Annotated in this window: 23 protein-coding genes; 10 read left to right on the top strand and 13 right to left on the bottom strand. The window is 72.0% G+C overall.

The window, feature by feature from the left end; translation table 11 throughout:
• Together FHN55_RS08020 and FHN55_RS08025 are read left to right on the top strand one after the other, a co-directional pair.
• A partial coding sequence (locus FHN55_RS08020; protein WP_139711800.1) for an alpha-hydroxy acid oxidase occupies nt 1–437 on the top strand: 437 nt, incomplete at its 5' end.
• A gap of 62 nt (nt 438–499) precedes the next feature.
• Nucleotides 500–988 carry an SRPBCC family protein gene (locus tag FHN55_RS08025; RefSeq protein WP_139711801.1) on the top strand — a complete coding sequence of 163 codons (489 nt, stop codon included), beginning with the start codon at nt 500–502 and terminating at the stop codon, nt 986–988.
• Nucleotides 989–1,005: 17 nt separating this feature from the next.
• On the opposite strand, the gene FHN55_RS08030 is transcribed toward FHN55_RS08025, so the two are convergent.
• The 7 genes from FHN55_RS08030 to FHN55_RS08060 all read right to left on the bottom strand — a co-directional run bounded on the left by FHN55_RS08030 (nt 1,006) and on the right by FHN55_RS08060 (nt 9,156).
• On the bottom strand, nt 1,006–1,449 hold the full coding sequence (locus FHN55_RS08030; RefSeq protein WP_373995710.1) for an NUDIX domain-containing protein: 444 nt from the start codon (nt 1,447–1,449) through the stop codon (nt 1,006–1,008).
• Between the two features lie 38 nt (nt 1,450–1,487).
• Nucleotides 1,488–2,519, bottom strand: a complete 1,032-nt coding sequence (locus FHN55_RS08035) for an ABC transporter ATP-binding protein (protein ID WP_139711825.1) — start codon at nt 2,517–2,519, stop codon at nt 1,488–1,490.
• A 98-nt stretch (nt 2,520–2,617) separates the two neighbouring features.
• Entirely contained in the window at nt 2,618–3,778 is a 1,161-nt protein-coding gene (locus FHN55_RS08040) for an ABC transporter ATP-binding protein (RefSeq protein ID WP_139711802.1), read from the bottom strand.
• On the bottom strand, nt 3,775–4,791 hold the full coding sequence (locus FHN55_RS08045; protein WP_139711803.1) for an ABC transporter permease: 1,017 nt from the start codon (nt 4,789–4,791) through the stop codon (nt 3,775–3,777). The genes FHN55_RS08040 and FHN55_RS08045 overlap by 4 nt, the downstream gene beginning before the upstream one ends.
• Nucleotides 4,788–6,317 carry an ABC transporter permease gene (locus FHN55_RS08050; RefSeq protein WP_139711804.1) on the bottom strand — a complete coding sequence of 510 codons (1,530 nt, stop codon included), beginning with the start codon at nt 6,315–6,317 and terminating at the stop codon, nt 4,788–4,790. The genes FHN55_RS08045 and FHN55_RS08050 overlap by 4 nt, the downstream gene beginning before the upstream one ends.
• A gap of 224 nt (nt 6,318–6,541) precedes the next feature.
• Complete coding sequence (locus FHN55_RS08055; RefSeq protein ID WP_139711805.1) at nt 6,542–8,290, bottom strand: ABC transporter family substrate-binding protein; 1,749 nt, start codon at nt 8,288–8,290, stop codon at nt 6,542–6,544.
• A 188-nt stretch (nt 8,291–8,478) separates the two neighbouring features.
• Nucleotides 8,479–9,156: a DedA family protein gene (locus tag FHN55_RS08060; RefSeq protein WP_180357707.1), complete on the bottom strand. Its 678-nt coding sequence runs from the start codon at nt 9,154–9,156 to the stop codon at nt 8,479–8,481.
• A 207-nt stretch (nt 9,157–9,363) separates the two neighbouring features.
• Between FHN55_RS08060 and FHN55_RS24105 the strand changes: the two genes are divergently transcribed.
• A complete protein-coding gene (locus tag FHN55_RS24105) occupies nt 9,364–10,134 on the top strand; it encodes a C40 family peptidase (protein ID WP_139711807.1) in 771 nt (256 codons plus the stop codon).
• Between the two features lie 45 nt (nt 10,135–10,179).
• Here the strand turns inward: FHN55_RS24105 and FHN55_RS08070 are convergent, their stop codons facing one another.
• The 4 genes from FHN55_RS08070 to FHN55_RS08085 form a co-directional block, all read right to left on the bottom strand.
• Complete coding sequence (locus FHN55_RS08070) at nt 10,180–11,763, bottom strand: methyl-accepting chemotaxis protein (protein WP_218974454.1); 1,584 nt, start codon at nt 11,761–11,763, stop codon at nt 10,180–10,182.
• 87 nt (nt 11,764–11,850) lie between these two features.
• Nucleotides 11,851–13,041, bottom strand: coding sequence for a glycosyl hydrolase (locus FHN55_RS08075; protein WP_139711809.1), 1,191 nt, complete (start codon nt 13,039–13,041; stop codon nt 11,851–11,853).
• 171 nt (nt 13,042–13,212) lie between these two features.
• Entirely contained in the window at nt 13,213–14,337 is a 1,125-nt protein-coding gene (locus FHN55_RS08080) for a site-specific integrase (RefSeq protein ID WP_139711810.1), read from the bottom strand.
• Between the two features lie 250 nt (nt 14,338–14,587).
• A complete protein-coding gene (locus FHN55_RS08085; protein WP_139711811.1) occupies nt 14,588–14,863 on the bottom strand; it encodes a helix-turn-helix domain-containing protein in 276 nt (91 codons plus the stop codon).
• 771 nt (nt 14,864–15,634) lie between these two features.
• Between FHN55_RS08085 and FHN55_RS08090 the strand changes: the two genes are divergently transcribed.
• From FHN55_RS08090 to FHN55_RS08115, 6 genes are all read left to right on the top strand, one after another.
• Nucleotides 15,635–16,408, top strand: a complete 774-nt coding sequence (locus FHN55_RS08090) for a response regulator transcription factor (protein WP_139711812.1) — start codon at nt 15,635–15,637, stop codon at nt 16,406–16,408.
• Between the two features lie 11 nt (nt 16,409–16,419).
• Nucleotides 16,420–17,949, top strand: a complete 1,530-nt coding sequence (locus FHN55_RS08095; RefSeq protein ID WP_257570799.1) for a cell wall metabolism sensor histidine kinase WalK — start codon at nt 16,420–16,422, stop codon at nt 17,947–17,949.
• A gap of 139 nt (nt 17,950–18,088) precedes the next feature.
• The gene (locus tag FHN55_RS08100; protein WP_139711814.1) at nt 18,089–18,868 is read left to right on the top strand and encodes a hypothetical protein; all 780 of its coding nucleotides are present in this window, start codon (nt 18,089–18,091) and stop codon (nt 18,866–18,868) included.
• Nucleotides 18,869–19,189: 321 nt separating this feature from the next.
• Nucleotides 19,190–20,614: a ferric reductase-like transmembrane domain-containing protein gene (locus tag FHN55_RS08105; RefSeq protein WP_139711815.1), complete on the top strand. Its 1,425-nt coding sequence runs from the start codon at nt 19,190–19,192 to the stop codon at nt 20,612–20,614.
• Between the two features lie 5 nt (nt 20,615–20,619).
• Complete coding sequence (locus FHN55_RS08110) at nt 20,620–21,228, top strand: FMN-binding protein (protein ID WP_139711816.1); 609 nt, start codon at nt 20,620–20,622, stop codon at nt 21,226–21,228.
• Nucleotides 21,225–22,010: an FAD:protein FMN transferase gene (locus FHN55_RS08115; RefSeq protein ID WP_218974455.1), complete on the top strand. Its 786-nt coding sequence runs from the start codon at nt 21,225–21,227 to the stop codon at nt 22,008–22,010. The genes FHN55_RS08110 and FHN55_RS08115 overlap by 4 nt, the downstream gene beginning before the upstream one ends.
• Nucleotides 22,011–22,204: 194 nt before the next feature.
• Here the strand turns inward: FHN55_RS08115 and FHN55_RS08120 are convergent, their stop codons facing one another.
• Nucleotides 22,205–22,597, bottom strand: a complete 393-nt coding sequence (locus FHN55_RS08120; protein ID WP_139711817.1) for an STAS domain-containing protein — start codon at nt 22,595–22,597, stop codon at nt 22,205–22,207.
• Nucleotides 22,598–22,830: 233 nt separating this feature from the next.
• On the opposite strand from FHN55_RS08120, the gene FHN55_RS08125 reads away from it, so the two are divergent.
• Nucleotides 22,831–24,123 carry a PP2C family protein-serine/threonine phosphatase gene (locus FHN55_RS08125; protein ID WP_257570800.1) on the top strand — a complete coding sequence of 431 codons (1,293 nt, stop codon included), beginning with the start codon at nt 22,831–22,833 and terminating at the stop codon, nt 24,121–24,123.
• A 524-nt stretch (nt 24,124–24,647) separates the two neighbouring features.
• Here FHN55_RS08125 and FHN55_RS08130 read toward each other — a convergent pair.
• Nucleotides 24,648–25,664: a GGDEF domain-containing protein gene (locus FHN55_RS08130; RefSeq protein ID WP_139711819.1), complete on the bottom strand. Its 1,017-nt coding sequence runs from the start codon at nt 25,662–25,664 to the stop codon at nt 24,648–24,650.
• Nucleotides 25,665–25,956 lie beyond the last annotated feature (292 nt).

A 25,956-nucleotide genomic window follows, 5' to 3' on the forward strand; every position in this document is an offset into this window, starting at 1 on the left:
TGTGGCCCGGCAAGCTCGCCGTCAAGGGCGTGCAGTCCGTGGCCGATGCGAAGGCCTTCGCCGACGCCGGAGTGGACGCGGTCGTGCTGTCCAACCACGGCGGGCGCCAGCTCGACCGCGCCCCGGTCCCCTTCCACCTGCTGCCCGAGGTCGTGAAGGAGGTCGGCGCCGACCTGGAGGTCATCGTGGACACCGGCATCATGAACGGCGCCGACGTGGTCGCCTCGATCGCGATGGGAGCACGCTTCACCCTCATCGGGCGGGCCTACCTGTACGGGCTGATGGCCGGCGGACGCCCCGGCGTCGACAAGGCCATCTCCATCCTGTCCGAGCAGGTCGTGCGCACCATGAAGCTGCTCGGAGCCCACTCCCTCGAAGAGCTCACCCCCGACCACGTCACCCAGCTGGAGCGCCTCATCCCCCGCGCCCGCCGCTAGGCGCACCACCAGGCCCACCCCCTCCAGCTGGCGAGCGACGCCCGACGCGCCAGGCTGGGCCGGTGAGCACGCGGCGCCACTGGGTCCCGGTCCCCTCGCAGCTGGTCTGGGAGGTGCTGAGCGACCCCTGGAACTACCCGGTGTTCGTGGTCGGCACCGCCCACATGCGCGCCGTCGAGGGCGACTGGCCCGTGGCCGGCGCCGTGCTGCACCACTCCTTCGGCTTCTGGCCGCTCATGCGCCGCGGCACGTCGACGCTCGACGCGGTCGAGCCCGGGAAGCGCCTGCAGCTGACGGCGAAGGGGTGGCCGCTGGGCGAGGCCCGGGTCGTCATCTCCCTGCTCGGCAGGGGTGACGGCACGGTGGTGACCATCGAGGAGGACGCCGTCTCCGGGCCCGGCAGCTGGGTGCCGCGCCCCTTGCGCTCGCTCGTCATCGGGCTGCGCAACAAGGAGCTGCTCGCGCGCCTGGAAGACCTGGCGGTCGGGCAGCTCGACGCCTCCCCCGCCGCCGAGCGGGCGGCCGGCGAGGCGTCGGAGACCGCTGGCTGACCCGCCGCGGCGAGCCGTCAGGCGGGTCGGCCGACCGCGGCGCGCAGCGCCGTGACCACCGGCATGTCGGCGGGCAGCCACGCGACGGCGCCCAGCCAGTCGTCGAGGTCCAGCCAGCGCAGGGCGTCGTGGTCCTCGAGGGGGTGGGGTTCACCGGAGGCCACGCGCGCCCACCAGACCCTCAGGACGCCGACCCCTGGCAGCGGCCACACGCCGTCGCCGGCGTACGGGCCCCCGGAACCCTCACCGGGGTGCGGGACCAGCTCGTCACCGAGCTCCACCTCCACGCCGAGCTCCTCCCGGAGCTCGCGCCGCAGCGCCTCGGTGGGCTGCTCGCCCGGCTCCACCTTGCCGCCCGGCAGCTCCCACCCGCCGGCCAGCGCCGACGGACGGCTGCGCCGCGCGGCCAGCAGACGGCGGGGCGCGGCGAGGTCGTCGACGAGCGCGGCGCCCACCACCAGCAGCGACCGGCTGCCGGTGGCGGGTGGCCCGCCGGAGGTCAGGCGGCCTCCCCGCCGGCGCGAACGGCCGCCACGGGCAGCGACGTGCGGCCGCCGGGGTGGCCGACGTCGGTGGAGGCGAAGTGGCAGGCGATCTGGTGCGCGGCTCCCCCGCCGTCCTTCTCCACCAGCGGCGGCTCGGTGGTGGCGCAGACCTCCTGCGCCTTCCAGCAGCGGGTCCGGAAGCGGCACCCCGACGGCGGGTTGAGCGGGGAGGGCACGTCGCCCTCGAGGACGATCCGCTCCTTGGCCGCCGTCCGCGCAACCCCGGGGTCGGCCGAGGGGGCCGCCGAGAGGAGCGCCTGCGTGTAGGGGTGCATGGGCCGGTCGTAGATGTCGTCCTTGGGCCCGATCTCCACGATCTTGCCCAGGTACATCACCGCCACGCGGTCGGAGATGTGCCGCACCACCGAGAGGTCGTGGGCGATGAACATGTAGGCGATGCCCAGCTCTGCCTGGAGGTCCTCGAGCAGGTTGACGATCCCGGCCTGCACCGACACGTCGAGCGCGGAGACCGGCTCGTCGAGCACCAGCAGCTTGGGGCCCAGCGCCAGCGCTCGGGCGATGCCGATGCGCTGGCGCTGGCCGCCGGAGAACTCGTGCGGGTAGCGGTTGCCGTGCTCGGGTGAGAGGCCCACCAGCTGCAGCAGCTCGCGCACGCGCTCCTTGCGGGCGGCCTTGTCGGGCACGGTCCCGTGGATCACCAGGGGCTCGCCGATGATGTCGTTGACCGGCAGCCGCGGGTTGAGCGAGGCGTACGGGTCCTGGAAGACGATCTGCAGGTCGCGGCGCACCGGGCGCAGGCCCTTCTCGGACAGGCCGATGAGCTCCTGGCCGTCGAAGCGCACCGAGCCGGACGTCGGCTTGTGCAGCTGCAGCAGCGCGCGGCCCGTCGTCGACTTGCCGCAGCCGGACTCCCCGACCACGCCGAGCGTCTCGTTGGCGTCGAGGCTGAAGCTGACGCCAGAGACGGCCTGCACGTGGTTGACGACGCGCTGGATGATGCCGCCGCCGCGCACCGGGAAGTTCATGACCAGGTCGCGCACGTCGAGCAGGTGGGTGTCGCGCTCGGCGTCCGAGGGCCGCACCGGGTCCTGCGGGGTGCCGCCGCCGGCGGTGGTCGACGTGCTCACGGGGTGACCTCGCTCTCGGCGCGGAAGAAGCGGGTGGGGTCCTCGGCGGCCAGCAGCTCGTCGCTGTGGTGGCACGCCGCCAGGTGGTCGCGGCTGACCACCGGCAGGGTGGTGCCGGGAGCGGGGCGGTGGCGCAGCTCGGGCTCGCTGGCCCGGCAGTCCTCGCGGGCCAGCGGGCAGCGCGGCCCGAACGGGCACCCCGGCGGCAGGGAGATCAGCGACGGCGGGGCACCGGAGATCGGCCGGAGCCGCTCCCCGGCGCGGCTGCCCTCCGCCGACGGCGTCGACCCGAGCAGCCCCGCCGTGTACGGCATGAGCGGCTTGGTGAACACCTCGGCGGTGGTGCCGATCTCCACCGGCTTGCCGGCGTACATGACCAGCACGCGGTCAGCGACCTGCGCGATGACGCCGAGGTCGTGGGTGATGAAGACGATCGCGGCGTCGACCGCGTCCTTCACCGACATCAGCGTGTCGAGCACCTGCGCCTGCACCGTCACGTCCAGGGCCGTGGTCGGCTCGTCGGCGATGATGACGTCGGGGTCGTTGATGATCGCCATGGCGATCATCGCGCGCTGGCGCATGCCGCCCGAGAACTCGTGCGGGTAGGCGCGCAGGCGCGCCTCGGCCTGGGGGATGCCGACCAGGTCGAGCATCTCCTTGGCGCGCTTGAGGGCCACCTTCTGCGGCACGGCGCTGTGGGAGCGGACGGCCTCCGCCAGCTGGTCCCCGACGGTGTAGACGGGGTTCATCGCCGTCATCGGGTCCTGGAAGATCATGCTGACGCGGCGGCCGCGCAGCCCGCGCTGCTGGCGCGGGCTCATGGAGAGCACGTCCTCGCCGCGGAAGACGATCCGGCCGCTGATCTGGGCGCTCCTGGGGAGGAGGCCCATGACGGCCATGGACGAGACGGACTTCCCCGAGCCGGACTCCCCGACGATGCCGAGCACCTCGCGGGGCGCCACGGAGTAGGTCATGCCGCGGACGGCCCGGACCACGCCGTCCTCCGTGGGGAAGGCGACCGTGAGGTCCTCCACCTGCAGCACGGGCTGGCCGTCGACGGGGCGGTCGGTGGCGGCGCGGGGGCCTGCGGCGTGAGCGCCGCCCGGCTGGCCGGCGGGGGTCTCGGAGGCGGCCGCGGAGCCGAACCGGGGGCTCATGAGCGCACCCTCGCCTGGCGCGGGTCGAACGCGTCGCGCAGGCCGTCGCCGATGAAGTTGACGCTCAGCGCGATGAGCACGATGAACAGGCCGGGCCACCAGAACAGCCAGGGCCTGGTGGTGAACGCCGACTCGTAGTTGCTGATGAGCAGGCCGAGGGAGGTCTCCGGCGGCCGCACTCCGAGGCCGAGGTAGCTCAAGGAACTCTCCACGAGGATCGCGACAGCGATGGTCAGCGTGGCGGACACGATGATGACGCCGAGGCTGTTGGGCAGGATGTGCTTGAAGATGATGCGCCTGCTCGAAGCACCCATCGCACGGGCGGCCTCCACGAACTCCTTCTCGCGGAGCGAGAGGAAGCTGCCTCGGACCAGCCGCGCCAGCGAGGTCCACAGCAGCACGCCGAGGATCGCTCCGAACAGGGCGATCGGCAACGAGCCGAAGCGCCGGCCCAGCACCGCGCCGATGACGATCACCGGGATGGTGATGAACACGTCGGTGATGCGCATGAGGAGGCTGTCGGCCCAGCCGCGGTAGTAGCCGGCGAGGGCTCCGACCAGCGTGCCGATGGCGGTCGCGACGACACCCACGACGAAGGCGATGATCAGCGAGCGCTGGGCCCCGCGCATGGTGAGCGCGAAGTAGTCGATGCCGATGTTGTCCTGGCCGAAGGGGTGGTCTCCCCAGGCCAGCCCGTCGCCGTCGAACCACGGGATGAGGTCGAGCGTCGGGCGCCCGCCGTTCTCGATGGGCGTGGGCTGCGTGAACCCGTAGTGCCACCAGCCGGGGATCCCCGCGAAGCCGATGGAGCTGAAGGCCAGCACCACCACGAACAGGAGCACCGCCATGCCGCCGAGGGCGCCGCGGTGGCGCAGGAAGCGCCGCCGGACCAGCTGGCCCTGGGAGAGGGCGACGACGGACATGCCGGAGGCGTCACCGGCGTCACCGGCGTCACCGGAGGAGCCCGGTCCGCCGGGCTCGCCGGCGGTGGTGCGGGGGTCGGTGGTCGTCATGAGAGGCGGATCCTCGGGTCGAGGTAGGCGTAGACGAGGTCGGCCACGATGTTGAGGAGCAGCACCGCGGCGGCCGCGACGATGAAGAAGGCCATGACCGGTGGCGGGTCGACGGTCTGGACGCCGCCGAGGAACAGCGTTCCCATGCCCTGCCAGCCGAAGATGCGCTCGGTGATGACAGCACCGCCGACGACGGCGGCGAAGTCGAGCGCCACGAGGGTGGTCACCGGGATGAGCGCGTTGCGGAAGGCGTGGCGCATGATCACCGTCCGCTCCGTCAGCCCCTTGGCGCGCGCGGTGCGCACGTAGTCCTGGTTCATCGTCTCGAGCATGCTCGAGCGCGTGTAGCGCGTGTACTGCGCGAAGGAGATGAGCACCAGGGTCACGCTCGGCAGCACCAGGTGCGTCAGGGTGTCGAGCGTGGTCTGCCACAGGGTGCCGTCGAAGTTCGGCGTGTTGGACCCGATGGTCGCGATGGGGCGCCCGAAGGAGTTGGTCACGTAGTCCGGCCACGCGTACATGAGCCAGTCGACGAAGCTCAGGGCCGCGACCACCGCGGCCGAGAGCACCGCGGCCCGCACGGCGCGGCTCCTGTCGATGCCACCGATGCCTGCACCGATCCCGCCGGCCACCACCAGGGTCACCGCGAAGAGACCGAGCAGCAGGGGCCAGGTCGGGTCCGCGAGCACGCCCACGGTGGCCACGTAGATGACGATCCCGACCACGGCACCCGCCAGCGAGGCGATGAGGACCCTGCGCGCGGCCAGGCCGGAGACCAGGGCGGTGACGCCGACGGCAGCGGCCAGGCCGAGCACCGACACGCCGACCGGGCCCAGCGTGGGCCGGGCGAGGAAGTCGGTCTGCGAGACGACCAGCAGCACCGCGGCCACGACGAGGAAGCCACCGGCGAACGCCAGCCCCCGCTTGGCCCAGGTCCGACCGCCGACGAGGCTGACGCCGAACAGGCCACCGACCACCGCGAGCACGAGCAGCACCGGCAGGGGCACCACCGGGTCGCCGAGCCAGTCGTTGAAGGCGATCGCCCCGAACTGCTTCAGCAGCACCGCCGCCCAGAAGATGGGCAGCGAGTAGAAGACGAAGGAGAAGAAGGTCAGCGTGTAGTCGAAGCTCGTGTACTGGCGCAGCGCGGAGACGATGCCCACCGCGATGCCCGTGACGATGGCGAGCACCGTCGACAGCAGCACGAGGCGCAGCGTGCTGCTCAGGGCGAGGCCCAGCAGCGGGGCCACGGCCTGCCCGGTGCGGTTGACGCCCAGGCTGCCCGATCCCCACAGGTAGCCGACGAGGTCGCCCAGCCAGTGGAGGTAGCGGACGACCACCGGGGTGTTCAGCTGCATGATCTCGGTGCGCGAGGCGATGCGAGCGGCGCGGTCACCCGGATCGGTGATGCCGTACAGGTCCTCGAGCGGATCCCCGGCGTTGGCGACGAGCACGTACATGAGGAACGTGGCGACGAAGAAGACGCCGATCGAGATCAGCAGGCGCCTCAGGACGAAAGCGACCACGGGTGTGAACCCCTTTGCGGACGGACGGTCCGGACGAGCGGTCTGGCCTCCCCGGGAGCGTCCGGTCAGCCCGAAGGGCGCGCAGGCGCGCGTCCCCTGACCGATCTAGGTTGCTCCTCCCCTCCACGCCGCGTGGAGGCGGGGGTGCCGCGGCTCGTCCTCGCGGGCGAGGACGGCCGTCGGCCGGCCCCTCCACAGGGGGGAGGGACCGGCCGACGGAGGGGTCACGACTGCTGCGCGACCGCCCACTGGTCGTCGTTCCACGTCTGCTGGCTCTGGGCCGGCTGGAACGCGGGACCGGAGACGTCCGTGCTGTTGGCCTGCAGACCCGGGAAGGTGAAGATCGGGATGGTCGCCAGGTCGCTCCACAGCACCTTCTCGATCTCGCCGATCGTCTGGTCCTGCTGGGCCGTGTCCGTCTGCGAGAGCAGGGTGGCGGTCAGCTGGTCGACCTGCGGGTTGGAGTACTTGCCGTTGTTGTTGCCGCCGCCGGTGACGTAGGTCGAGGCGGAGGAGGAGACCAGCGGCGAGCCCGACCAGGCGAAGAGCGCCACGTCGAAGTTGCCGGCGGCGAGGCCGTTGCCGAAGAAGTCCTGCTGGCCGGCGTCCTCGACGTTGAACCCGGCCTGGTCGCAGGAGGCCTTGATCAGCGAGACGGCGTCGGTGCGGCGCTGGTTCGGGGTCTGGTAGCCGATGCGCACGGTGACGCCGGTCCTGCCGCCCAGCAGCTGCTTGGCCTGGTCGATGTTGGGCTGGTCGTACTCACCGCTGTAGGAGGCCTGGACCACCTGCTGGTAACCCTCCTGGAAGGCCAGCTTGTAGCGCGAGTTCAGGACGGTCGCGTTCTCGTTGACCGGCTTGATGAGGTTGTCGACGATCTGCTGGCGCGGCACGCACAGCGCGAAGGCCTTGCGCAGGTTGGCGTCCTTGAACTCGCCCTGGAAGTTGAAGTCCAGGTGCTCGAACGTGTACTCGTCACCCTGGTCGATCTTGACCGAGTTCCCGATGGCCTGCAGCTGCTTGAGGATGTCCTGCGCCGGCTGCGGGCGGGCCACCTGGATCTCGCCGTTGGCGAGGGCCTGGGCCTGGGCTGTGGCGTCGATGAAGCGGATGACGATGGTGCCCGTCTTGGCGGGGGTGCCCCAGTACTCGGGGTTGGCCTTGAGGGTGATCGACTGGCCGGCCTGCCAGGAGTCGATCACGTACGGGCCGGAGGAGACCCAGTTCTCCTTGTCCACCGTGCCGGGCTTGCCGATGAAGCCGGTGTTGTAGAACTCCGCCAGAGAAGCCACCTGGTCGGCGGTGTTGTTCTGGATCGCACCGAGCAGGTCGGAGACGCCCGCGCCCTTGGCGACGATGTGGGCCGGCATGATCGAGCCGGCGCCGAACATCCCGGCCCAGTCGGCGAAGACCTTCGTGTAGGTCACGGTGACCGTCTTGTCCCCGGCGTTGCACTGGGGGATGTTCATGTCCTCGTAGCCGGTGGTGCCGGCCGAGGAGAAGCCGGAGACCGGGTTCCCGTCGGCATCCGTCTCCTGGCTCGTGTACTTGCCGGAGTTCGCGGCCCACGCGAGGACCATGTCCTCGCACGCGATGGGCTGGCCGTCGGACCAGACGGCGCCGTCGGCGATCGTGTACTTGACGGTCAGCGGGTCGTCGCTGGTCTTCTCGACGGTGCCGAACTCCTTGTCGTCCTCCACGCCGCCGTCGGGGCCGAAGTCCCAGAAGCCCCCGAGCACGTTGTTGAGGACCACGGTGTTCTGGACCGCGTTCTGGTCCGCCGTGTTGTTGTTGTAGGAGTTGAACTCCTGCTCGTGCGCCACGGTGATGGTGGCGTTGCTCGTCCCGCCGGAGCTGGCGCCGCTGCTGGCACCGCCGGTACCGCCGCCGCGGTCCGCGGAGCAGCCGGAGATGAGCAGGGCGCCGCCTGCGAGGACGGCGAGAGCAGCAGTGGCTCTGCGAGAGGTGATCACGCGGGGAGGACCCTTCGTCGGGCGTCGCGGTTCGGGCGGGTGGCAGGTCTTGCCGCCCTGCCCGTCTGGACGGCTCACTCCACCCCGCCGATCCACAAGTCCGCAACAGGCTGACGCCGGGATCGCCCCGCCGTTACCGATTCGCAACCAGGCAGGCGCCCGCGTCACACCCGCTGTTCACCGCTTGATCACGCGCGGTGAGCCCCTCTTCCGCGCGATCGACCTGCGGCGACGCCCTCCGACCGGGTCCGCGCCCGAGCGCGCAGGACCTCCACCACCACCGGCAGCACCGACACCAGCACGATGAGGATGAGGATGACCTCGATGTTGTCCCGCACGAAGGCGACGCCGCCCAGCAGGTACCCCAGAGTGGTGACGCCGGCGCCCCACAGCACGCCCCCGGCCACGTTCCACGCGACGAAGTGGCGGTAGTCCATCCGCCCGACACCGGCGACGACGGGGACGAAGGTCCGCACCACGGGCACGAAGCGGGCCAGCAGCACCGCGCGCCCCCCGTACTTCTCGAAGAAGGCGAACGCGTCGTCCACGTACTGGGGCTTGAAGAAGCGCGCGTCCTGACGCTTGAAGACCGCGGGCCCGAGCCGCCGCCCGATGAGGTAGCCGCACTGGTCCCCCAGCACCGCCGCCAGCGGGACGAGCACCAGGGCCAGCCAGAGCGGCACGTGCAGCACGCCGGTCGCGATGAGCAGACCGGCGGTGAACAGCAGCGAGTCGCCCGGGAGGAAGAAGCCGACCAGCAGGCCGGACTCCACGAAGACGATCGCGAGGATGCCGATGAAGCCCAGCGTCCGGATCAGCGTGTCGGGGTCCAGCCACGACGGGCCGAGCGCGAGGACGGGTGTCACGGCGCCCAGGCTAGGGGCCGCTGACGTGCCCACGAGCCGCTTCGGGGACAGCGCACCCACCTGGACCGCTCCGGACCGCTCCGGACCGGCGGAGGCGCTGGCGGGGGCACTGGCGGGGCTCGGTGTCCGCTGTGCCCTCCGGTGGGAAGTTCCTGGGGATCTGCGATTCGCCAGACGGTGACGAGACGATCACCTAGCGTCGCAGCCGTGGCTCGAACTGCACGGCACCGCGCACCGGTGCGCCCCCTCGTCGACGTCAGCGCCGTGACCCGTGCCGTGGTCACCACCGGAGCGCTGGCGGCCGTCCCCGTCGTCGCGACGGCGGGCGCCGCGTCCGCTCACGTCCCCGGGACCTCGCACAGCGGCACCCCCGCGGTGAAGGCGGCGGCGCACCTGTCGGTGGCGGCCTCCCCGGTGCCCGCCAACGGCGCGCTGGGCGGCGGCTCGGTGACCGTCCGTGCGGGCGACACCGTCTCGAAGATCGCGCGGGCGGCGGGGGTCAGCACCCAGGCGGTGCTCGCCGCCAACGGCCTGGCGTGGAGCTCCACCATCTACCCCGGCCAGGTCCTGTCCCTGCCCACCGGCGGCGCGGCCGCCCCGGCCCCCGCTGCGGCGGCGGCTCCCGCGCCCCGGGAGGCCAGCGCCGGCGAGACCGCCGTGGCCGAGGCCAAGAAGCACGTGGGGCTCGCCTACCGGTTCGGCGGCACCAGTCCCACCAGCGGCTTCGACTGCTCCGGCCTGGTGCAGTACGCCTACGCCAAGGTCGGGGTGGCCCTGCCCCGGACCTCCGCCGCGATGCGCACGGCGGGCTACGCCGTCTCCGAGCCGCGCGTCGGTGACCTGGTGCTCTTCAACAGCTACGGGCACGTGGCCATGTACGCCGGCGACGGCAAGATCATCGACTCGCCGCGCACCGGCGAGAGCGTCTCGGTCCGCGCGCTGTGGACCGACGACGTGCAGTTCCGACGCGTCGCCTGACCGGGGCGAGAGCGCCGTCGGACCTGCCGCGAACGGCGTCGACCGCTAGAACCGGAAGGCTGCCACCTCGCGGCGCATCGCCGCGGCACGCCCGGCCAGGTCGTCCACGGCCGCCCGGGCCTCGCCGAGCGCGTCGCTCGTGGCCGCGGCCGTGCCCGACATCGTGGACGCGGTCGCGGCGATCGTGCTCGCACCACCCGCGGCCTCGCCGGCTGAGCGCGACATCTCCTGGGTGGTCGCCGTCTGCTCCTCCACCGCCGCGGCGATGGTGCTCTGGTGCGCCGAGATCTCGGCGATGACGCCGGAGATGCCGGCGATGGCCTCCGCGGCCCCGGAGGCGCCCTGCTGGATGGTCTCCACGCGGCGCGCGACGTCCTCGGTGGCGGACGCGGTCTCGCGCGCCAGCTCCTTGACCTCGGCGGCCACCACGGCGAAGCCCTTGCCGGCCTCCCCGGCGCGCGCGGCCTCGATGGTGGCGTTGAGCGCCAGCAGGTTGGTCTGCTCGGCGATGCTCGTGATGACCTTGACGACGTCGCCGATCTCCCGGCTCGCCTCGCCCAGGCCCGTCACCGTCTGCGTGGCGGTGGTGGCGGCGTCCACAGCGGTGCCGGCCACGCGGGTGGCCTCCTCGGTGGACCTGGCGATCTCCCGGATCGCGTCGCCCATCTCGCCGGCGCCCGCGGCGACGGTCTGCACGCCCGCTGAGACCTCCTCCACCGCCCCGGCCACCGCGCGGGACTGCGCGCTGGTCTCCTCGGAGGTGGCCGCGATCTGGGACGTGGTGGCGCGCAGCTGCTCGGAGGCGCTGGCCACGGCGTCGGACTGCGCCACCACACCGGACAGGACCCGGCGCAGGGACACCAGCGCGCGGTCCAGGGCGGCGGCGGTGACACCCAGCTCGTCGCGGCGCTGGAGGTCGCAGCTGCTCGTGAGGTCGCCCTCGGCCAGTGCGGTGACGACCTCGGTGACCCGTCGCAGGGGCCGTGTGACGGAGCGCGTCACCGCGAGACCGAGGACGACGAGCACGAGCAGGCCGACGAGGCCCGTGGCGCTCAGCGAGACCGCGGCGGAGCGGCGTTCGGCGGCGACACCGGCCCTCGCGGCGGCGACCCGCTCCTCGACGGCCTCGCCGACGGAGGGCATGGAGTCCTCGAGGGTGGAGAACGCCTCCTGGAAGTCGCCGTAGCCGGCCAGGGCGGCCTGCGGGTCGCGCACGGCGACCTGCGAGGCGGAGGCGGCCGCGGACAGGTAGGCGTCGACGTCGGGCTGCACGCGGTCGAGCGCGGCGGTGACGCCGTCGCCGAGGTCCTCGGCGCGGACGGCGGCCAGCGCCCCGGTGAGGGTCTCCTGGTGCTCCGCCATCTCCCGCGCCGCGTCGGTGCGCTCGCCGGGATCGGCGGAGACGACCATGCGGAGCAGGTCGCCGCGCACCGCGTCGTGCATCATGTCGGCGCGCAGGGCCTGCTGGGTGGCGCTGTTGCTGGCGGCGAGCTGGTCGACCTTCGCGCCCACGTCCGCCAGCGCCACGGCCGCGAGGCCCCCCATCGCCAGGGTGGCAGCTCCCCCGACCGCGACCAGCGCGCTCAGCTTGGTGCCCAGGCGGAGGTCCGCCCACCTCGTCCTCGCCACGTCCGTGCCCCCTCGACACCGGGCGCGCTCTGCACCCGTCCTGAGGGTCATCGGGACGTCCGGCGTCCGCCTTGAGGCGGACACCCCTCAGGCGGTCGGGTTCCCCCAGCGCAGGCTGGTGTACGCCTTCTCGGACTCCGGCATGCGCGTCTGCGGGCTGATGATGAGGAACTTGCCGTCGGAGCCCTGCATGTCCACGTTGAACTGGACCTCGTAGAGGACCTCGCCCGCACCGGTGCCACCGTTGCGGGAGAAGAACTCGTGCATCTTCTGCACGAAGACCGGGTGGTCGCCCTCGTCGGCGTTGCCGGACCACTCCGAGACGGCCAGCGGCAGGCCGACCTCCTTGGCGAAGTCGAGGTGCCCCTGCAGGCCCTTGGGACCGCCGAACGGGTCCTCGAGCACCATGGCGGCGTCCCACTCCTCGGCGGTGTCGATGGCCGGGAACTGGTTGTAGTAGTCGACGCCCATGACGTCCACCTGGCCGTCGCCGGGGTACAGGTCGCGCCAGTCGTAACCGCTCTGCACCGACTCGCGGTTGAAGCAGAGCACGAGCTTGGAGGCGGGGAAGACCTCCTGCTGGAGGGCGCGGTAGCGGCCCCAGGCCGTCTTGAAGTCGTCGACGTCGTCGGAGACGACCTTCCAGCGGTACCAGTTCCCGTTCATCTCGTGCGCGAACCTGACGTAGCAGGTCGACTGCCGACCGCCCCAGATGTCGCGCAGGCGCGTGAGCGACTCCCGCCAGCGGTCGTCGTAGGCGCCCGCGGCCGCCTCGGCCCAGGTCTCACCCTCGTCGTCCATGTCGATCGCGCCGAGGGAGACGTCCAGGGGCTTGTCCCAGCCGTCGAACTCCTCGCCCGGCTGCAGCGTGTACAGCTCGAGCATGGCCGTGTTGTTGTCGAACCAGGTGGCCGAGACGGCGACGTCGCTGCCGCGGGCGGCGGCGTAGGAGCCGTCGGCCACGCCCTCCCCCGAGGCGCCGGAGATCCACTGGCGGGGCACGAAGGGCGTTGACGCCTCCGGAGACGCAGAGGGGGCGGCGGTGCCGCCACCGCCCGGTGCGTCCGTGCCCTCCCCGGTCCGCAGGGCCAGCCAGGACGCGAGACCGCCGGCCGCCACCACGCCGACGCCGGTGCCGATCACGGCGCGGCGGGACGGCCCGCGGCGCCCCGCTGCGGCGGCCTGCGGACCTCCGGCGCGGTGCTCCGGTCCCGGCTCCCTGACCTGGGACGACGCCCGGCTGCCCGGTCCCTGCGGTGCTGACGGCTGATCGGCCATCGGTGACCCCCCTCGGATCGTGGGATCAGGTGACCACACGGACCTGGGAGCGGCAACGCCGCAGGTGGGGGTCACCCCCGCACGGGCGATGCCGAGCCACCCCCGCGGCCCGGCGGGGTGCGCTCCGGCTCAGACGTTGAAGCGGAACTCCTGGAGGCGGTGCTCAGCAGGCTACTTGTAGCCCTTGGTCCGCAGGGAGTCCGCGTGAGCGTGAACGGGCACCTCGCGGACAGTGTCGAGCAGGGCCTTGGCGGCCGCACGGGTCCGGTCCTCGGCGCTCGGCCAGAGGTGACTGTACGTATCCAGAGTGACCTTGGCGCTCTGATGCCCCAGGGCGCGCTGGACCGCGACCACGTCGATGCCCTGGGCGATGAGACCGCTGGCGAAGAAGTGCCTGAGGTCGTGCAGCCTCAGGCCGGTGACGCCCGCTACGGCGCAGGCGCGCCTCCAGCGGTGCCCTCCCGTGTTCGCGTGGAGCGGCTCTCCTCCAGGCGCCACGAGCACCCACCGAGCGGGGCGGTCACCGCGTCGGTGGGCGGACACGTAGGCGGCGACTTCAGCGAGCAGCTCTTCCGGCACGTAGACGTCTCGCTCGGAGCCGAACTTGGGAGGGGACTCCTCAACGCCTCCGCCGTTGACGCGCTGCAACTGCCTCCGGATCTTGATCACGCGCTTGAGGAAGTCAACGTCTCCCACCTGCAGCCCGTAGAGCTCGCCGGCTCGAAGCCCCGCGAACGCGGCAAGCAGCACCATGACCCGAGTCATCGGGTCCGCCGCGGAGAGGATCGCTGCGACCTCCTCCGGCTCGGGCAGCCGCATGGCCACCTCGGCCCGGCGGCGTCGCGGCAGCTTGAGGTTCTGCATCGGATCCAGCGCGAGATGCCTGTCTCTCATGGCAGCGCGCACGACGCTGTGAACATTGTTGACTCGCGTGCGCACGGTCCCCGGCATGAGTCCTCGCGACGACATCGACTTGACCCACTGCTCCGCGTGCGACAGCCGGACGCGCGACAGCTGGACCGTGGTGAACGTGCAGTCGGTCATGGCGAGGTCCATGGCCCTCCGCGTTCCCGACGCCCAGTCTTGCCGCTCTGCCCACTCGGCGTAGAAGGCAGCGAGCGTGACCCGGCCCTTGGCCGGGTCGACGTACGCACCCGTCATCACCTGGGTCGTGACCTCGTCGAGCCAGCGCTTGGCGTCGACCTGACGCGAGAAGTGTCGCGAGTGCTCCTTGCCGTGCTCGTCGCGGTAACGCGCACGCCATGTGCCGTCCGGTCTCTTCGCGATGCTCGCCATGCTCAGCCTTGAGCGGTGGTGAGCCGAGGCGACCTGGCCAGGTTCGGCGTCAGCGCAATGTGCGCGTCCGTTGTCGATCGAGAAGTTGGCTGCCAGGGCAACGCTGACGCCGATTCGCGCCTCGCCGCAACAGATGCATCGCGCTCCACCAACCGCCATTCGAGTGAGAGAGAGGACATGCCCCTAGCCTCAAGCCCAGCCCTCTCGAAAGCAGCGACCGCTGTCGATTCTGTGGACAGCGAACGGGTTGTCAGTCGGCTGTGTGCAGACCGCCTGCAGGGCGGCCACGAGCACCTCTGCGAGGTGCGACTGAGAGGCCGAGCGGTGTCCGTTCCAGACGCCCCGGTGGGCTCGCCACCTCCTCTTGAACAAGGAGCCAGGCGAGCACCGCTTCCCGGCGGTAGAGGACCCGCCGGCCGACCTTGGCGCTCGGCGGCCCCGTGCCGATGTGGCGCCAATACCTCACCGTCGACTCTGGGGCGCGGAGCAGTTCAGCCACTTCTCGCGTCAAGAGGTAGTCACTCATCGATGTCCGCAGTCGCCTGCGGCCCCAGGCTTGAGCACCCCTGGTCTATTGGCATGAGCTCCGCCTTCCTGAACGGTGAGGCGTGCGTCGAACAGCCGCCTGATCACACATGGCAGTGGACACCGGTTGCCCTCTCGCTCGTCGGAGGCGTCCGAGCAGACACCAGGCCCACCGCTCTCCGGGTCACCTGGAAGGCGGCCATCAAAGCCTGCAGCGCAACCGGACACGACGCGCTTCGTCATCTCCCGGCGCCACGAGGAGCACCGAGCACCTCCCGAGGGGGGCAGCAGTCCGCTGTCCGTAGAGCGGCGCGGGCGGACGCCCCGGGCGACGACCGGCCGTGCCACCGACCGCTCGGCCTCACGGCCTCGTCCCCCGTCCGCCACCCGACCGCGCCGGTCGGGCTGTCGCAGGCAACCGGAGTGGTCACCACTCCGTATATCTTGCTCCGCCTCCCCCCGCTGCTTTCAGCGTGGCCGGGGCGCGGCGCCCGCTCCGCGTCTCGTAGGGCGCCCCCTGACCGGACCGTTCATCGCACAGGGCAAATGAGACAAGGGCCCGGTCCCCGAAATCCCAAGCAGCGAAACAGCCGACGGTGACGTAGCAGAGCGTCAGGTGGTCTCGCTGCGGCCGGGCCACGAGGTTCGAGGCGGCGCATCGGGCCTTGAGACGGACGTTCGGTGAGCGGTCGTCATCGAGACCTGCACCGAGGCACAGTCTTGCGTCGGACATGGCTGCTGCCCCCACAGCGAGACGCAGGATGCTGTGGCCGTGGACCGACCGGGCACCCCGCCGCAGACCGCCGCCCCCATCCCACGCGGTGAGACGCCGCTGCGCCCCGACGGCACCTCGGTGCGGGTCCTGGTGGTCGATGACGAGCCGGACCTGGCCGACGTGCTGTCCACGGTGCTGCGCGGTGAGGGCTTCGAGTGCCGCGTCGCCCACTCCGGCAGCGCCGCGGTGCGCGAGGCGGAAGCCTTCGCGCCAGACGCCGTCGTCCTTGACGTGATGCTGCCCGACCTGGACGGCTTCGCCGTCCTCGAGCGGTTGCGGCGGGCCGACCCCGCGGTGGCCGTGCTGTTCCTGACGGCTAGGTCGGCCCTGGAGGACCGGGTCACCGGCATCCGACTGGGTGGGGACGACTACCTCACCAAGCCCTTCCACCTGGAGGAGGTGGTGGTGCGCCTGCGTGGCCTGCTGCGTCGCACCTCCAGCCCGGCCGCTACGGCGGGCGCTGCACCGGGGCGCCAGCTGGTCTTCGAGGACCTGCGCCTGGACGAGGACACCCGCGAGGTGCACCGCGGGCCCGACCGCATCGAGCTGACCGCCACGGAGTTCGAGCTGCTCCGGCTGCTGGCACGCACCCCGCGCAAGGTGCTGTCCAAGCAGACGATCCTCGCCGAGGTCTGGCAGCAGGACCTGGGCCGCGACGCCCACGTGGTGGAGCTGTACATCAGCTACCTGCGACGCAAGGTCGACGCCGGACGCACCCCGCTCATCCACACCGTGCGCGGTGTCGGCTACGTGCTGCGGACACCCGCATGAGGGCCCCTCACGTGCCCTCCAGGCGGCGACAGCCCACGCTGCAAGGCCGCCTCACCGCGGCGCTCGTCGTCCTGGTCCTCCTGGTCACCGGGGTGACCGGGATGACGACGGCGCTGGTGCTGCGCGCCTCCCTGCTCTCCCAGCTGGACTCCCAGCTGGCCGACGCCGGAGGGCGCTACTCCGCCGAGGTCGACCGCCGCGGCACCGGCGACGCGGGCGACAACGGTCCTCACGGTGGTGGCGCGGGCGGCAGCGGGCGGCCCAGTGCTGTGGATCCTGACCGCGGCCTGGGCCGCGGGCAGAGCGTCGGGACGCTGGGCGTGATCCTGTCCGGCGGGCAGGTCGTGCAGGCCTCGGTGGTGGGCCGAGACGGGGCGACGACGACGGTCGACCTCGACGCCGCCTCCGCCGCTGCCCTGGCGGCGGTCCGCCCGGGCAGCGACCCCGCCAGCGTGGACCTGGGAGCCCTGGGTGACTACCGGGTCCGGGCCGTGACCGACGACGGCGCCACCCAGGTGACTGGGCTGCCGTTGGCCACCGTCGGCGCGGTGCTGCGCCGGGTGGTGCTGGGAGAACTCGCTCTCGGGCTGCTGGCCGCGGCTGCAGGCGGCGTGATGACAGCGCTGGTGGTCCGGCGCGGGCTGCGACCGCTGCAGGACGTCACAACGACGGCGCTGCGCATCACCGAGCTGCCGCTGGCGGGCTCGGCGGGCGGCCTGCCGGGCCCGGTGACCTCACCGGGGTCGGCAAGGGGGTCGACCGCGGAGGTGAGCCGGGTCAGCGGCGCGGTGGACGCGATGGTCGACCACGTGCGCGCCGCGCTGCAGGTCCGCGACGCGGAGGAGGAGCGGCGTCGGCGCTTCATGGCGGATGCCAGCCACGAGCTGCGCACCCCGCTGGCGGTGGTGCAAGCCCACACCGAGCAGGCCCTGCGCAGCGGGCGGGCTGACGGGGTGCGGCCTTCCCTGGAGCGCATCGCGGTGGCAAGTGATCGGATGGGGCACCTGGTGGAGGACCTGCTGCTGCTGGCGCACCTGGACGCGGGACGGCCGCTGGCCAGCGAGCCGGTTCCGCTGAGCCAGCTGGTGCTGGAGGAGCTGGTCGACGCCCGCGCCGCCGGCCCGGACCACGCCTGGGAGGCCGACCTGCCGGAGGAGCCCGTCGACGTCGACGGCGATGCCCAGCGCCTGCACCAGGTGGTGGCGGGGCTGCTGACCAACGCCCGACGCCACACCCCCGCGGGCACCACGGTGACGATGACCGTGCGCGAGGTGGCGGTCGAGGGGCGGGGGTGGGTGGAGCTGGACATCGCCGACGACGGCCCCGGCGTACCCGCCGACCTGCGCGAACGGGTCTTCGAACGATTCACCCGCGCGGACTCCGCGCGCACCACCGTCGGCTCCACCGGGGGCAGCGGCCTGGGGCTGGCCATCGCCCGCGGCATCGCCGTCGCCCACGGCGGGGACCTGCTGCTCCTGCCCGCGGCCCAGGGCGCGGTGTTCCGTCTGAGGCTGCCCGCACCGGCCGCGGCGTCGCTGTGACGAAGAGGTGACACCTGGCTGGGTCTGGCTTGAGAGGTCGGGGAGAGGTTGCGACCAGTGCTGCTCCAGGGTCGCGGGCTCTCATGGGCGCAGCGGACCCCGCCGGCGTCGTCGTCGGCCCGCGACGGAAGGGAATACCGTGCCCCTGAGCACCCCCAAGAAGGTCGCCACCGGTGTGGCGGCTGCAGCTGTGACCGGTCTGCTCGTCGTCGGTGGCGCCTCGCTGGCCAGCGCTGCCGGCGAGCAGACCCCGTCGGCCGGGTCGTCCTCGTCGTCCTCCTCGTCGTCGGCGCCCACGGGCAAGGGCGGTGACCGCGCACCCCACGACCACACCCCCGTGACCGGGGATGAGGCCACGAAGGTGTCGGCGGCTGTGACGGCGAAGGACTCCGCCGTGACGGTCACCGACGTGCAGAAGGACCCCGACGGGTCCTACGACGTCAACAGCACCAAGGACGGCGCGGACGTCCACTACGACGTCAGCGCCGACCTGGCGACCATCACCGAGCGCACCGGCGGCCCCGGCGGTAGTGGCGGCAAGGGCGGCGGCCATGGCGGACAGGGCGGCGATGACACCCCCGTGACCGGGGATGAGGCCACGAAGGTGTCAGCGGCGGTGACGGCGAAGGACTCCGCCGTGACGGTCACCGACGTGCAGAAGGACCCCGACGGGTCCTACGACGTCAACGGCACCAAGGACGGTGCCGACGTCCACTACGACGTCAGCGCCGACCTGGCGACCATCACCGAGCGCACCGGTGGTCAGGGTGGTCCTGGCGGCCGCGGTGGTCACGGCGGTGGCCCCGGTGGACAGGGCGGCGGACGCGGCTCAGAGGACGGCGCCAGCAGCAGCTCCACGCAGAGCCCCTCGGCCAGCTCGGGCGCCCAGCAGAGCAGCTACTCCGGCGCCTCGGCCTGACCGGTACATCGCGTTGACGGCCCGGGGCCTCCACGGACGGACGTGGAGACCCCGGGCCTTCTTGCTCCTCGGACGCACCGGAGCGGACGGGCGTGGCCGGTCGTGCGGTTGGTCGTGCGGTTGGTCGAGCGGCTGGTCGCGCACAGGCGACGCGCAGCCGGCTTTCTGCTGGCACCCCGCTGGCGTTGAGAGGTCGTTGAGCGCAAGCCCACAGGTCCACCTGAACCCCGCGTCCGAACATCTCCTGGACGACGACCGTGGAGGACCGATGAGCAGCACGACGAACACCGGGGCGCAGCGCTTCGGCACCGGGAGGACGGCATGACCGCACTGGCTGACCGCTCCGTGCCCGCCCCTACGGACGCATCGTCCCCAGACACCTCCGCTGACCTCGGTCGCCGCGCCCGCTGGGACGCCGGCGTCCGCCTGTCGGTGCTGGTGACCGTGTGGGCCAGCCTGCTGCTGGTCACCTACTGGTGGGTCACTGGCGGCGGCGTGCAGGACCTGACCGGCTGGGCCTCCGGGCTGACCTCGACCGGACGGCTGACCGGGCTGCTGGCCTCGGACCTGCTGCTCTTCCAGGTGCTGCTCATGGCTCGCGTCCCCGTGGTGGAGAAGGCCTTCGGCCAGGAGCGGCTCGCCCGCACGCACCGCCTGGTCGGCTTCACCTCCTTCACCGCGATGCTCGCCCACATCGGCCTCATCACCTGGGGCTACGCCGCCGGTGACCTGGCGGCCACGCCCGGGGAGCTGTGGAACCTCACGGTCGACTACCCGGGCATGCTGCTGGCCGCGGCCGGCACGGCGTGCCTGGTCATGGTGGTCGTCACCAGCATCAAGGCCGCCCGCCGGCGGCTGCGCTATGAGTCCTGGCACCTGATGCACCTGTACGCCTACGCCGGCGTCGGGCTCGCCCTGCCCCACCAGCTGTGGACCGGTCAGGACTTCCTGGCCTCCACCGCCCGCACCGCCTTCTGGTGGGGGCTGTGGATCGCCTGCGCCCTCAGCGTGCTCACCTGGCGCGTCGTGCTGCCGCTCTGGCGCAGCGCCCGCTACCGCCTGCGGGTCAGCGGCGTGGTCGAGGAGGGCGACGGCGTCGTCTCGGTGCACATGTCCTCCGGTCGTTCCGCGCGCATGACTGCCGAGGCTGGGCAGTTCTTCACCTTCCGCTTCCTGTCCGGGGCCGGGTGGACCCGCGGGCACCCGTACTCCTTGTCCGCGGCGCCCGACGGACGCAGCCTGCGCATCACGGTCAAGGAGGTCGGCGACGGCAGCAGCGCTCTGCGACGCCTCCGGCCAGGCACCCGGGTGCTCGTGGAGGGGCCCTATGGACGGCTCAGCCCCCGCGCCCGTACCCGCCGCAAGGTCGCCCTCATCGGCGCTGGGGTCGGGGTGACTCCGCTGCGGGCGCTGGCCGAGGCGCTGCCGTACGCCCCCGGGGAGGTCGGGCTGATCCACCGCTTTACCGGCCAGCCGCTGTTCGAGGCCGAGCTGCGCCGCCTGTCCGTCGAGCGCGGCCTGCAGGTGATGTGGCTGCCCGGGCGCCGCCGAGCCGAGGGCTCCTGGCTCGGGGACGGGATGGGCGACGTCGACGACGTCACCGCCGTGCGGCACTGGCTGCCCGACGTCGCCGAGCGCGACGTGTACGTCTGCGGCCCCGAGCCGTGGGCGCGCGACGTGGCCCGATCGCTGACCGCGGCGGGCCTGCCCGCCGAGAACCTGCACGTCGAGAGCTTCGGATGGTGATGACGATGAGTGACCAGACGACCAAGAACAGCGCGACCCGCCGCAACGTGATCTGGGGCATGAGCTCGCTCAGCGCCCTGGTGCTGCTGTTCGGCTACCACACCTCCACCAGCGCGACCGAGGCCAGCGCAGCGACAGGAACCCCGGGAACCTCCACCACAGGCACCTCCGGCGCCGGGACCTCTGCCAGCAGCGGGACCACCTCATCGAGCGACAGCAGCACCACGGCGTCCGGGAACGACGGGACCTCCTCCAGCGCGGGGTCGAACAGCGCCTCCGACTCCTCCAGCAGCTCCTCGGGCACCGCCTCGAGCAGCACGAGCTCCAGCGCGTCCAGCACCACGGTCACCGGCGAGGCCGCCCAGACGCGGTGGGGCCCGGTGCAGGTGCAACTGACCGTCAGCGGCGGGAAGGTCACCGCCGTCGACGTCGTGCAGTACCCCGACTCCAACGGCAGGGACCAGGAGATCAACGCCCGGGCGCTGCCGATCCTGGTGCAGGAGACGCTGTCGGCGCAGAGCGCCCAGATCGACATGGTCAGCGGCGCCACATACACCAGCGACGGCTACACCACCTCCCTGCAGAGCGCCCTGGACCAGGCGGGCCTGGCGTGAGCACCCACCTGGCGCGCTACGTCGAGCACGTGATGGGCATGCCGATCAGCCTCGCTCTGCGCGGCCGGCACAACCACGACGCCCTCGCCCAGGACGCGTGGCGCGCCGTCATGGACCAGCTGCGCTGGGCCGACACCGTCTTCAGCACCTACCGGGAGGACTCCTGGGTCAGCCGCCTTGGTCGCGGCGAGGTGAGCCTGGACGCCTGCCCCCCAGAGGTCGCGGAGGTGCTCGCCATCGGCGAGCAGGCCGAACGCGACTCCGGCGGCGCGTTCAGCGTCCATCTGCCCGGACCCGACGGGCGACGGCGCCTGGACCCCAGCGGGGTGGTCAAGGGGTGGGCCGTCCAGCGCGCCGCCGCAGCGCTGCGCGCACTCCCGGAGACCGACCACTGCCTGTCTGCCGGCGGCGACATGACCTGCCTGACCACGGACCCCGATGCCGACCCCTGGCGCGTGGGCGTGGAGGACCCGCGCGACCCGACGCGCGTCGTCGCCGTCGTGCCGGTGTTCTCCGGGGCGGTGGCCACCTCCGGGACGGCGCACCGCGGGCAGCACCTCCTCGACGCGCGCACCGGGCTGGCGCCGCAGGGCGTCGCCTCAGTGACCGTGGTCGCCGGGACGCTCACCACCGCTGACGTCGACGCCACGGCCGCCTACGCCCAGGGCCTGGAGGCGGCCGCGTGGCTGGCCCGGCGTCCAGGGCGATCTGGCCTGGTGGTGTGGCAGGACGGGACGACGACGACGGTCGAGCCCGTACCTGTGGCCCTGAGCACACGCTGAAGCCGACAGGCGGTCACCAGTACCGGTGCGCTGTCGGCGCGCTCTCCCTAGCTGATGCCGGCCGTCGCATCTGAGGATCGTCAGCGTGCCGCTCACCGGTCGGGGATCGTCAGCGTACCGCTGACCGGTCGCCTGTCACTTAAGGGCTTGCCGGCTGGTGCGGCGCACTGCGACGACGGTTGCAGCCAGCTGAGTCACGCCTTCCGCTGGCAGTGCGCCATCGCCGCCGCAACGTCGTCCCAGATGGGCATCACCCCAGTTAGGCCGGTGATGTGGAGCAGGCTCATCACCGCTGCCTGCGGGGCGACCAGACTGAAGGTCACTCCTTGTTGCTTGGCTCGACGAAGGACACCGACCAAGACCCCTAAACCAGCGGAGTCCATGAACGACACCGCTTCCAGGTCCAGCACCAGGCACGGCCGGTCTTCATCGCGCCCTTGCGACCCGGCCTGCTGCAATGTCTGCAAGGCGTCAAGGGCAGCCGCGGACAGCACCGGCACGCTGTACAGGTCGACCTCACCCACGACCGTCAGCACCAGAGCATCAGCCTGACGCTCCAGCAGGACGTGGAGGCTCTGGTCGCCCATGCAGATCAGATGCTCCCTCAACTGTTCGTCAGCGCGCGTGGTTGCTACAGAACACCAAGCGGTCCCTACTACTTACCCCGCCGTGCCACCACCACTCAGGCGGGGTGGCCTCCCGTCCAACCAGACCAGGAGGCAGTGGCACGCCGACGCCTGCGCCCGGAGCGCTGATACCGCTTCCCCCTCTGGACGCACACCGCCTGTCTTCGCTGCTCAGCGCTCCCTAGGCTTGCGTGGTGAACACTGGCCAGGCGCTGCGTGAGGTGCTCGACGCCGCGCAGGACGCCTCCCCCGTGGAGGCGGTCCAAGCCGTCACACGTGAGCTGGGCAGGGCGCTGGGCGCCACGGCGGTCTCCTTCCTCATCGCCGACCTGTCAGGGCGCGCGCTCGTGCGCCTGACCCACCTCCCCCTCACCCCCGACTCAGCGGGCGGCGCCTCGAGGCACGACCGGGAGCACGTCGGCGCCGAGCGCCTGCACGGGGAGGAGTCCGCGACGGTGGTGCCCTTCGACGGTGGCCCGGCGGAGCAAGCGATCCGCTCACAACAGGTGCAGGTCGTCAACGCTGGCGGCAAGGGGTGGGTGGTGCTGGCGCCGGTCACCGAACGCGGCGAGGCGATCGGGCTGGTGGAGCTCACCATGCCTACCCAGCCCAGCGCTTCCCAGCAGGCCGAGGTGGCCCGCACGGCCTTCGTGCTGGCCTACGTGCTGATCGCCAGCCGCCGGCACACCGACCTGTACGAGTGGGGCCAGCGCAGCCTGCCCTTCTCCCTGTCCGCGGAGATCCAACGCCGCCTGCTGCCGCCGGCGCTCACCTGCGAGGCAGGCGCCTTCACCCTGTCGGCGTGGTTGGAGCCAGCGGCCAGCATCGCCGGGGACACCTTCGACTACGTCCTGGCCCGCGATGAGCTGCACCTGTCGATGACCGACGCCATGGGCCACGGCGTGGCCAGCGCCCTGCTGGCGACGCTGTGCCTGGGGGCCCTGCGCAACCACCGCCGCCGAGGTGCCTCGCTGGCAGAGCAGGCGGTCGCGGCGAACGCTGCGCTGCACGAGCACCTGAGCAGCCAGAATCAGGAGGGCTTCGTCACCGGGGTGATGGGCAGGGTCGACCTGCCCACCGGTCGGCTGAGCCTGCTCAACGCCGGTCACGCGCAGCCCTACCTGGCGCGCGCAGGCCGGGTCGAGCAGGTCCGGCTGGCTGCGGGCCTGCCCCTGGGGCTCTTCTCAGGGCTGGAGCACGGGCTGACCGTGGTGGACCTGCACCCCGGGGACCGGGTCGTGTTCGTCACCGACGGGATGCTGGAGCGCAACGCTGAGACGGTCGACCTGCCCGCCGGGATCTTGGCGACCAGGCACCTGCACCCGCGGGAAGCGACCCGCGCGCTGGCCGATGAGGTCATCTCCGCCAGCGGCGGTGAGCTGGCCGATGATGCGACGTTGATGGTGTTGGACTGGCACGGGGAGCACGGCCGTGACCGCCGCACGACCTCCGGGGCGGAGGCTCACCGCGCCAGTCCTCGGTCATGAGACATCGGATCCCTCGGGCTCGTGCAGCCGGGGGCGGGGCTCACCTCGGCTTCGGGTGAGCAGCCACACCGCACCATCTGCCCGCTCGTCCCGTTCGGCCCCGAGCGGCGCAAGTCGGTCGACCAGCCGGACTCCGCGGCCGCTCTGAGCATCAACGTCGCGGTCAGACCGGGGACGGTTGGAGTGTCGTGGCTGACGTGCAAAGGCGACCTCGCGGCGCCCGGCAAGAATCTCGGCGGTCATAGACAGGCACACCGCCGACCGGCGGGTGATCATCAGCTTCGCTGATGAGTGATCCGCTGCGGCTCGCACCCTCTGACCATCATCAGCGAAGCAGCCGTAAAAACTGGTCGTCATTAGATCAGCAGGACGCTGACTGCCAATTCCGGCACGGCGCTCTAAGACCTGCCGACTCTGCAACAGGCGCTGCCGCGCCGCGTCGCTGGCCACCGCACAGGGTTCCCAGGTGAGACGCACAGCGTCGTCGCTGCGCGATCACCTGCGTGATGCGCGGTCCTGCAGCATCACCGGCTCGGAGTGCTGGTCATCGCCTCGGCCACGTCGCGATCCCGTCCGGTGCGCTTGGCCTCGTACAAGGCGCTGTCGGCGGCGGCGAGCGTGGCCTGGACACTGCGCTGGTCGTTGTGCACCGCCCAGCCGCAGGAGAAGGTGATGCGGGCCTGGGACAGCGACCAGGCCTGGTGCAACCCGGCCAGCAGGCGCGGGACGTGGCTCGCATCGGCCTGCAGCACCCAGAGGAACTCCTCCCCGCCGTAGCGGACCGCGTGGTCGCCCTGGCGGGTCGACTGGCGCAGCACGCGGGCGAACTCGGCCAGGACCCGGTCGCCGTGAGCATGACCACGGGTGTCGTTGACGCGCTTGAAGTGGTCGAGGTCGCACACGACGAACACGGTGCCTGCCGGTGTCGCCTGCAGGTGGTCCTGCAGGGCGCGCCGGTTCTCCAGACGGGTCAGCAGGTCGGTGCGCGAGGCCGCGTGCAGCGCGTCCAGGGCCGCGCGGTGCCTGGCGATCAGTGCCGCGAGGACTTCGGCGGTCAGCAGCCACACCAGTGCGACCACCACGAGCCGCAGGACGATCTCGCGGGTCCAGCCCCCCATCGTCGGTCCGTACAGCACGACGGCCACAGGCAGCAGCAGCCAGCAGCTGTGCACCGGCAGGAACAGGCCCACGTAGACGAAGGCGAGCACGAAGATGCCGATGTAGGCAGCACCCAAGCCGGTCGCGGCAGCGCTCAGCGCTGACAGCCCGAGCAGGGTCACGACGGGGAAGACCATGGCGGCGTGGTCGGGCCAGCGCCGCCAGGGCAGCACCGTGCACACCAGCACCACGGCTGTCATCACCCCGCCCAGGAGCCTGGTCTGGTGGGCCTGTCCACCGGTGAGCATGTGGAAGGGGGAGGTGAGGGTCACGATGGCTCCGGTGAGCAGCAGCAGCACCAGGCCGGTCGCGGCCGGCTGTCCGGTGCGGGCGACCAGGGAGTCCCACAGCGCGCCCGCTCGGCGGAACTGCTGTGAGGACACCTGTCGCAGGTCGACACCTGGACGAGTGGAGCCGGAGGCGCCTTCGTCCCACGCCGAGATCCTCATGCCCTTGGATCGGTGCGAGCTGGGCCGTCCTTGATGGTCCAGCGACCACGCCTCGACCGATCGGACGGCTGCCGGCTGCCGGCTGCCGGCTGCCGGCTGCCAGCTGCCCCACCGCAGCAGCTTCTCGACGGGACCGCTGGGCACGACGCGCGTCGGCGCTGACCCGGTAGCCGTCGGCCGTGGCGTGCTGCCCGGTCAACGATCCCTTCTGCGACGGGTGGCGGCT

The organism is Streptomyces sp. NP160, assembly GCF_006335115.1.
In the GTDB taxonomy this organism is placed as follows: domain Bacteria; phylum Actinomycetota; class Actinomycetes; order Actinomycetales; family Quadrisphaeraceae; genus Quadrisphaera.